At 67.5% G+C, this 7424-nt stretch carries 8 protein-coding genes; 3 read left to right on the top strand and 5 right to left on the bottom strand.

What is annotated here, in order from left to right:
• The 3 genes from purU to WBV89_RS13560 form a co-directional block, all read right to left on the bottom strand.
• The coding region (gene purU, locus WBV89_RS13570; RefSeq protein WP_423981887.1) for a formyltetrahydrofolate deformylase at nucleotides 1–786 on the bottom strand (786 nt) is incomplete at its 3' end.
• Nucleotides 787–795: 9 nt separating this feature from the next.
• On the bottom strand, nucleotides 796–1617 hold the full coding sequence (locus WBV89_RS13565) for a TrmH family RNA methyltransferase (protein WP_423981886.1): 822 nt from the start codon (nucleotides 1615–1617) through the stop codon (nucleotides 796–798).
• Between the two features lie 16 nt (nucleotides 1618–1633).
• Nucleotides 1634–2554 (bottom strand): 1,4-dihydroxy-2-naphthoyl-CoA synthase, encoded by a 921-nt coding sequence (locus WBV89_RS13560; protein ID WP_423981885.1) that lies wholly within the window; start codon nucleotides 2552–2554, stop codon nucleotides 1634–1636.
• Nucleotides 2555–2633: 79 nt separating this feature from the next.
• Here WBV89_RS13560 and WBV89_RS13555 point away from each other — a divergent pair, with 79 nt between their 5' ends.
• From WBV89_RS13555 to WBV89_RS13545, 3 genes are read left to right on the top strand one after another with little or no spacing between them, the layout of a single operon-like run.
• Complete coding sequence (locus WBV89_RS13555; RefSeq protein ID WP_423981884.1) at nucleotides 2634–3419, top strand: alpha/beta fold hydrolase; 786 nt, start codon at nucleotides 2634–2636, stop codon at nucleotides 3417–3419.
• A gap of 13 nt (nucleotides 3420–3432) precedes the next feature.
• Entirely contained in the window at nucleotides 3433–4185 is a 753-nt protein-coding gene (gene cofE, locus WBV89_RS13550) for a coenzyme F420-0:L-glutamate ligase (protein ID WP_423981883.1), read from the top strand.
• Between the two features lie 44 nt (nucleotides 4186–4229).
• Nucleotides 4230–5399, top strand: coding sequence for a Fic family protein (locus WBV89_RS13545; protein ID WP_423981882.1), 1170 nt, complete (start codon nucleotides 4230–4232; stop codon nucleotides 5397–5399).
• Between the two features lie 42 nt (nucleotides 5400–5441).
• On the opposite strand, the gene WBV89_RS13540 is transcribed toward WBV89_RS13545, so the two are convergent.
• The gene (locus WBV89_RS13540) at nucleotides 5442–6788 is read right to left on the bottom strand and encodes a M20/M25/M40 family metallo-hydrolase (protein WP_423981881.1); all 1347 of its coding nucleotides are present in this window, start codon (nucleotides 6786–6788) and stop codon (nucleotides 5442–5444) included.
• A gap of 136 nt (nucleotides 6789–6924) precedes the next feature.
• Nucleotides 6925–7424 (bottom strand): acetate--CoA ligase family protein (locus WBV89_RS13535; protein WP_423981880.1); only part of this gene is annotated, 500 nt, incomplete at its 5' end.

The raw sequence follows: 7424 nt of genomic DNA, 5'->3' as shown, positions 1-7424 counted from the left end.
CAGCACGACCGTCTCGAGATCCCGGCCGCGTGAGGTGAGCTGTGCGACGGTCTCGCGGTGGCTGACGTGCGCGGTGTCCTGCGCGATGATCGGCCCCTCGTCGAGGTCCGCGGTCGCGTAGTGCGCGGTCGCGCCGATCAGCTTCACGCCGCGTTCGTGGGCCTGGCGATACGGGTTCGCCCCGATGAACGCCGGCAGGAACGAATGGTGGATGTTGATGATCCGCATGGGGTGGTGCGACACGAAGTTGTCGCTGAGGATCTGCATGTAGCGCGCCATGACCACCAGTTCGACGCCGTGCTCGTCGAGCGCGGCCAACACCTCGGCCTCCTGCTCGGGCTTGGTGTCCTTCGAGACGGGGAGGTGGACGTACGGCACGCCCATGTGGGTGCAGATGCCCTCGTGATCGGGATGGTTCGAGATGACGACACGCAGATCCATCGCCAGCTCGCCGCTGCGCCACCGGGTGAGCAGGTCGTAGAGGCAGTGGGGCTGCTTCGACGCCATGATCGCGGTCGGGATCGGGACGGTGTCGTCGCGCAGCTCGACGGTCATGTCGAACTCGGCCGCGGTCGGAGCGAAGGCGGAGCGGAACCGGTCGTTGGTGATGCCGTTCGTCAGGTCGAACATGACCCGCTGGAAGAACACGGCGCCGGATCCGTCGTCGTCGGCTTTGACGTACTGCTCGGCGTGGACGATGTTGCCGCCGTTGTCGGCGATCGCCCGGGCCGTCGCGGCGACGATGCCCGGCCGATCCGGACACGAGAGGAGCAACACGTTCGACATTGCCTCGTTCTATCCCCGGATCCGGAGCTCCCAGCAGGCGATCGCAGTCGCCGCCGCAGCGTTGAGCGAGTCCACTCCCGGCGCCATCGGGATCCGGACGGGTATGGCGAAGGCGAGCAGTTCGGCCGACAGGCCGGAGCGCTCCGATCCGATCAGGATGGCGGCCCGTTGGTCGGGACCGAGGTGGGACACGGCGTCGAGGGGGACCGCTTCCGGGTCGGGTGTCATCGCGAAGAGTTCGATCTCGGTGAGGGCTGCGATGTCGGAGGCGAGCGACGACGTGCGGGCGTGGGGGAGTGCGAAGGCCGTTCCCATCGCAACGCGCAGCGATCGTCGTGCGAGCGGGTCGGCGCTCGTGTGGTCGAGGATCAACCCGTCCCACCCGAGGGCGGCCGCGTTGCGGACGATCGATCCGACGTTCGCCGGATTGTCGACGGCTTCGAGCACGACCAGCCGCCGGCAGCGTCGAGCCAGCTCCGGGACACTCGGGCGTGCCGGACGTTCGAACAGGGCGATGATCGACTGCGGCATGCCGAGTCCCGACACGATCTGGCGAACCGTGTCACCACCTGCGTACACCGGAGCTGCGGTTCCGTTGAATCGACCGGTCACGGTGGGAACTCGATCTCGGTCGACGAGGGCTGCAACCGGGGTGCATCCGGCATCGAACGCGCGCTCGACGACCAGATCTCCCTCGGCGAGGAACAACCCGGCACCCGCGTCGTCGCGCTTCTGAGCGCGATTCGCGAGACCGCGCTCGTTCAGCCGGAACTGAGCGAAGCGGGGATCGTCGGGGTCGTCGACGACGATGACGTCGGCGCTGTTCGACACGGTCGTCAGCTCCGGATCAGAAGTGGTACGGGTACGGGGACCAGTCGGCGTCGCGCTTCTCGAGGAAACTGTCACGCCCTTCGGCGGCCTCGTCGGTGCCGTAGGCGAGGCGGGTCGCTTCGCCGGCGAAGATCTGCTGGCCGACCAGGCCGTCGTCGATCAGGTTGAACGAATACTTGAGCATCCGCTGCGCGGTCGGGCTCTTCGCACAGACCTTGCGGCCCCACTCGAGCGCGGTCGCTTCGAGTTCGGCGTGGGGGACCGACTTGTTGACCGCACCCATCGCGACCATGTCGTCGGCGGTGTACTCGTCGCCGAGGAAGAAGATCTCGCGGGCGAACTTCTGGCCGACCTGTCGTGCGAGGTAGGCCGAGCCGAACCCCCCGTCGAAGCTGGCGACGTCGGCGTCGGTCTGCTTGAAGCGTGCATGCTCGGTCGAGGCGAGCGTCAGGTCGGCAACGACGTGGAGCGAGTGCCCACCGCCGGCCGCCCATCCGGGGACCACGCAGATCACGACCTTCGACATGAAGCGGATCAGGCGTTGCACCTCGAGGATGTGCAGGCGTCCGGCGCGCCCCGGCTCGATCGACGCAGCATCCTCGCCCTCGGCGTACTTGTAGCCGTCCTTGCCGCGGATCCGCTGGTCACCGCCGGAACAGAAGGCCCAGCCGCCGTCGCGCGGTGACGGCCCGTTCCCGGTGAGCAGCACGCAACCGACGTCGGTCGACATGCGTGCGTGGTCGAGTGCGCGGAACAGCTCGTCGACGGTGTGCGGGCGGAACGCGTTGCGGATCTCGGGACGATCGAAGGCGATCCGGACCACGCCCGCGTCGTTCGCGCGGTGATACGTGATGTCGGTGAAGTCGAATCCGGGAACCTCGGCCCAGGCATCGGCGTCGAAGATCTCCGACACCGGTCGGCTGTTGTCGTCTGTCATCCGTGCAGTCTGCCCGAGGCGCGCGGCGGAGTGGTCGACCGTGATGGTCTGCCCGCGGTCGCCGCACTAGTTTCGGCGCATGGCCTTCGCAGACGTCAACGGACAGCGGATCTTCTACGAGGACACGGGTGGTGACGGTCCTGTCGTGATCTTCTCCCATGGGTTCCTGATGGATCAGACGATGTTCGATCCGCAGGTCGCCGCGCTGCGCTCGACCCATCGGGTCATCACCTGGGACGAGCGGGGATTCGGCCAGACCGAGTTCGACGGCCAGGCGTTCACCTACTGGGATTCTGCCGACGACTGTCTCGGGCTGCTGTCCCACCTCGGGATCGAGCGGGCGGTGCTCGGTGGGATGAGCCAGGGCGGATTCCTGTCGCTGCGGGCCGCGCTGCGCTCACCGGGGCGCGTCGAGGGTCTGATCCTGCTCGACACCCAGGCGGGTGGCGAGGATCCGGCGGTCGCGGAGGGGTACCGCACGATGATCGACACCTGGGTCACGGTGGGTCCGATCGACGAACTCGCCGGGGCGGTCGCCGGCATCATCATCAACGAGCCGGAGACCAATGCCGCGTGGATCGCCAAGTGGCAGTCACGTCCGCACGAGCAGATGCGAGCCCCGGGTGACTGTCTCCTGGAGCGTGACGACATCACCGACCGGCTGTCGGAGATCACGTGTCCCGCACTCGTCGTGCACGGCACCGAGGACACGGCGATTCCGATGGAGCGTGCCGACGAACTCGCCGCTGGTCTCGTCGGCGCGGGCCCGGTCGTGGCGGTCGGAGGGGCACACGCGGCCAACCTGACCAATCCCGAGCCGGTCAACGCGGCCATCGTCGCGTTCCTCGCCGAGCTGCGCACGTGATCGGATCCGGCCGATGACCCGACTCCAGGTGTTCGGTGTCGAGGGACTCCCCGAGATCACCGAAGGGACCGATCTCGCTGCGCTGATCCACGCGGCGGCGTCGGCCCAGGGCGACCCGCTCGCCGACGGCGATGTGGTGCTCATCACGTCGAAGATCGTCTCGAAGGCCGAGGGGTGCACCGTCGAACTCGCCGATGTCGAACCGTCGGAGTTCGCGACCCGATGGTCGAAACGGTGGGACAAGGACCCGCGGGTCACCGAGATCGTCATGCGTGAGTCGAAGCGGATCATCCGCCAGGTCGGCCCTGTGCTGATCACCGAGACGCATCACGGCTTCTGCTGTGCGAACTCGGGGGTCGACCAGTCGTCGAGCGGTGCCCACGGTCGGATCCTGACGCTGCCGGTCGACCCCGATGGCAGCTCCCGTGCGCATCGCGCTCGGTTCGTCGAGCTCGGCGTCGACGTCGCGGTCATCATGACCGACACGTTCGGACGTCCGTGGCGGGAGGGACAGACCGACATCGCGATCGGCATCGCGGGGATGAATCCGCTGTACAGCTACATCGGTCAGCGTGATCCTCACGGTCACGAGTTCCACGTCCAGGAGATCTGCACCGCCGACGAACTTGCCGCCGCCGCGGAACTGGTCAAGGGCAACACGAGCCGGGTCCCGGTCGCCGTCGTGCGCGGACACGACTGGGACCGCGACGACGAGGCGAGCATGGCGCCCGTGCTGCGCGATTCCGAACGCGACCTGTTCCGTTGAGTCGGGACCGCTGAACGATGCCGCGCAACACCTCCTGGCCACCCGTGACGTTCGAACGTCTGACGTGGTTGATCGAGCAGGGTGGCGATGCCCGTCGGTCGACCGGTGGCGGTCGACGATACGACTCCGCCGTGGTGCCCGAGATCGGCGATGCCGAGATGATGCTCCCGTCGGAGTGTGCGCTGGTCTCGGAGGACGTGCGGACGGCCATCGCGGCGTTCGACCTGCGTGTCGGCGACACGCTGGCCCCACTCGAATCACTCCTCGTCCGGATCGAGTCGTCGGCATCGTCGCGGATCGAGAACGTCGCCGCCCCGGTTCCGGATCTGCTGATCGCGGAGATCGGCGACGACCAGGGGCGTTCGGTCGCCGATGTGATGGGCAATGTCGACGCGACCACGACGGCGATCGTCCTGGCCGACGACATCTCACCCGAGACGATCCTCGACATCCACCGGGCACTGCTCGGCTCGACGCACCCGGTACTCGCCGGCCGCTGGCGCAACGAGGCCGTCTGGATCGGCAGCTACTCCGGCGGCCCGCCCGAGGCCGAGTTCGTGCCGCCCTCGGTCGAGCGGATTCCCGCCGCGATCGAGGATCTGTGCGACTTCATGGCCCGCACGGACATGCCCGTGTTCATCCAGGCCATGGTGATGCACGCCCACTTCGAGACGATCCACCCGTTCGCCGATGGAAACGGTCGGGTGGGTCGGGCGCTCGTACACGCGCTGCTCCGTCGCGAGGGGCTCACCAAGGCGGCGACGCTGCCGATCTCGGCGGGAATCGTGTCGCAGAAGCACCGCTACATCGAGGCGTTGACCGAGTACCGGATGGGCGACTTCGTGCCGATCGTCGAGCTCGGGGCCGACGCGATGTTCGCGGCATTGCGGAACGCTTCGCATCTCTTCGACGACGTGGTCCAGATGCGGTCGCGGTGGCGTGAACGGACCGAGTCCTTCCGGTCGGACGCGTTGGTCCACCCGATCATCGACGGTCTCCTCAGCCACCCGGTGGTCGACACCGAGGTGCTCGAACCGATCCTCGACGCGAGCCCCGCCTCGATCCGACGGGCCCTGAACGATCTCGTCGACGGAGGCGTGCTCGAACCGATCGCGCGCGAGACCCCCGGTTCGCAACGCTTCGTGTGCCACGACATCGTGTACGCCCTCAACGCGTTCACGACCCGCTCGATCAACCCGTTCGGGCGCCACTGACGATCCGCAACGGCAGCGAAACGCCAGCGGGACATCAGACCCTCAGGTCAGCAGGTCGCGGGCGATTCCCCAGAAGTACTCGGCCGAGAGCCCGAGCGACTCGACGTCGATGCGTTCGTTGTGGCCGTGGAAGCGTGAGCCGAACGTTGCAAAGTCCATGCTCGGCGAGAAGAGCCCGGTGCCGTAGGCGGTGCGTCCACGGTCGCGGTAGAACCGGGCATCGGTCCCGCCGACCGTGAGCCCCGGCACGAGTTTCGCCCCCGGGTAGGCGATCTGGGTGTGCTTCTCGACCGATGCCCAGAGTGCGTTGTCGGGCCCGAACGGCGAGGTCGTCGCCGGCGAGTTCTGGATGTCGCTGACCTCGACGTGGTCGTAGAGGTCGCCGAGCGCGGCCCGGAGGTGCCCTTCGGCGCTCTCGCGGTCGCCGGGGACGGTCCGGATGTCGATCTCGAGGTCGATCACATCGGGAATGATGTTCGTCTTCTGACCGCCGTGCACCACGTTGGGCGAGAAGGTGGTGTGCGTGTGGGCATGACAGGTCCGCGCGACCGGGGTCGGCAGGGTGGCGATGGTGTCCCAGATCGCAGCCGGATCGAGCAGGCCTTCGCGAACCTCGTCGGACAGCGTCATCGAGTCGACCTGGGCCCTCCAGATGTCGTCGAGATCGGGGATCGGTCGATACTCGGTCAGTCGGCGAACGATCTCGGCGGCCTTGACGAGGGCGTTGTCGGCGCCGAACGGCATCGAGCCGTGGCCCGGTGTTCCACGCACCCGGAGGCGACGCCAGGCCATGCCCTTCTCGTTGACGTTCACGGTCACCTGGCGTGTGCCGTCGGCCGCCTCGTGTGACCATCCGCCGAGCTCGGTCAGGACGTAGTCGGCATCGATGTCATCCCAGTGGTGCTCGGCCATCCACTCGGCACCCCACACGCCACCGGCCTCCTCGTCGCCGACGCCGAAGAAGATCAGGTCGCCCTTCGGCCGGAATCCGGTGGTCGCGAGGTGGCGGAAGGCGACCGCCATCGACGACGTGAGGTTGAGCATGTCGATCGCTCCGCGCCCCCAGACCTCGCCGTCGATCAGATCGGCGCCGAACGGATCATTCCGCCACCCGGCAGGGTTGACCGGCACGACATCGGTGTGTCCCATCAGGCACAGGGACGGAGCATCGGGGTCCGATCCCTCGATCCGCGCGACCATCGAGTCGCGCCCTTCCCGCGGCGTGTAGGTCTGGATGTCGAGTCCGGTGCCCTCGAGGTACTGCTTGAGCACGTCCGAGCTGCGAGTCTCGAATCCGGAGTCGGCCGATCCGTCGTTGACGCACTCGTTGCGGATCAGTGTCTGCAGCAGTTCGGTGGTGGGACCTTCGAGCTCCGTCGCTGTCGCCATGCCCGAAACCTATCGCCACCCCTCCCAGCGGTGAGATGTGAGACGACCTGTCGGTCTCACATCTCATCGGAGCGGAGCGAGAGGTGGTTGCGGTGAGAGGTTTGGCGGAGGGGTCGACTCACATCTCACCGGAGGGTCAGTCGAGGCGGCGGAGGGCGACCTCGTCGTCGGGACGATCGACGAGGCGCGCGACCACATCGGTGACCATCACCCCGCCGTCGGAGACGATCACCGGGTTGAGGTCGAGTTCGTCCACGTTGCGCTGATCAGCGCAGAGCTGGGCGGCGAGGACGATCGCGTCCACCAGTGGCGACGAGTCGAGCCCGGCAGCCTCGAGCGCGCTTCCGACCTTCGTCTCGGTGAGCATCGCCGATGCGCTGGCGTGCGAGAGGGGAGCGAGCCGACTGGCCCGATCGTCGATGAGGTTCGCGTCGGCACCCCCGTAGCCGACCGAGACGATCACCCCGAGACGATCGTCGTGCTGGCAGTGGATGCGCACGTCGACTCCAGGGGAAACCATCGACTGGACCAGCAGGGTCGCGGCGTCTTCTCCGAGCGAGTCGACCATCGTGTCGACCGCTTCGGTCACGTCACTCGGAGAGCTGACGTCGAGCGCCACCCCCGCACGCGCCGACC

The organism is Ilumatobacter sp. (assembly GCF_049588435.1).
Lineage (GTDB): Bacteria > Actinomycetota > Acidimicrobiia > Acidimicrobiales > Ilumatobacteraceae > Ilumatobacter_A.
The sequence above is the reverse complement of the archived record's forward strand: the minus strand, read 5'-3'. Positions and strand labels throughout refer to the sequence as shown.

Bases quoted from the DNA above. Each gene is read 5' to 3' on its own strand.
- WBV89_RS13560 (WP_423981885.1), bottom strand. From the start codon at position 2,554: ATGACAGACGACAACAGCCGACCGGTGTCGGAGATCTTCGACGCCGAT.
- WBV89_RS13555 (WP_423981884.1), top strand. From the start codon at position 2,634: ATGGCCTTCGCAGACGTCAACGGACAGCGGATCTTCTACGAGGACACG.
- cofE (WP_423981883.1), top strand. From the start codon at position 3,433: ATGACCCGACTCCAGGTGTTCGGTGTCGAGGGACTCCCCGAGATCACC.
- WBV89_RS13540 (WP_423981881.1), bottom strand. From the start codon at position 6,788: ATGGCGACAGCGACGGAGCTCGAAGGTCCCACCACCGAACTGCTGCAG.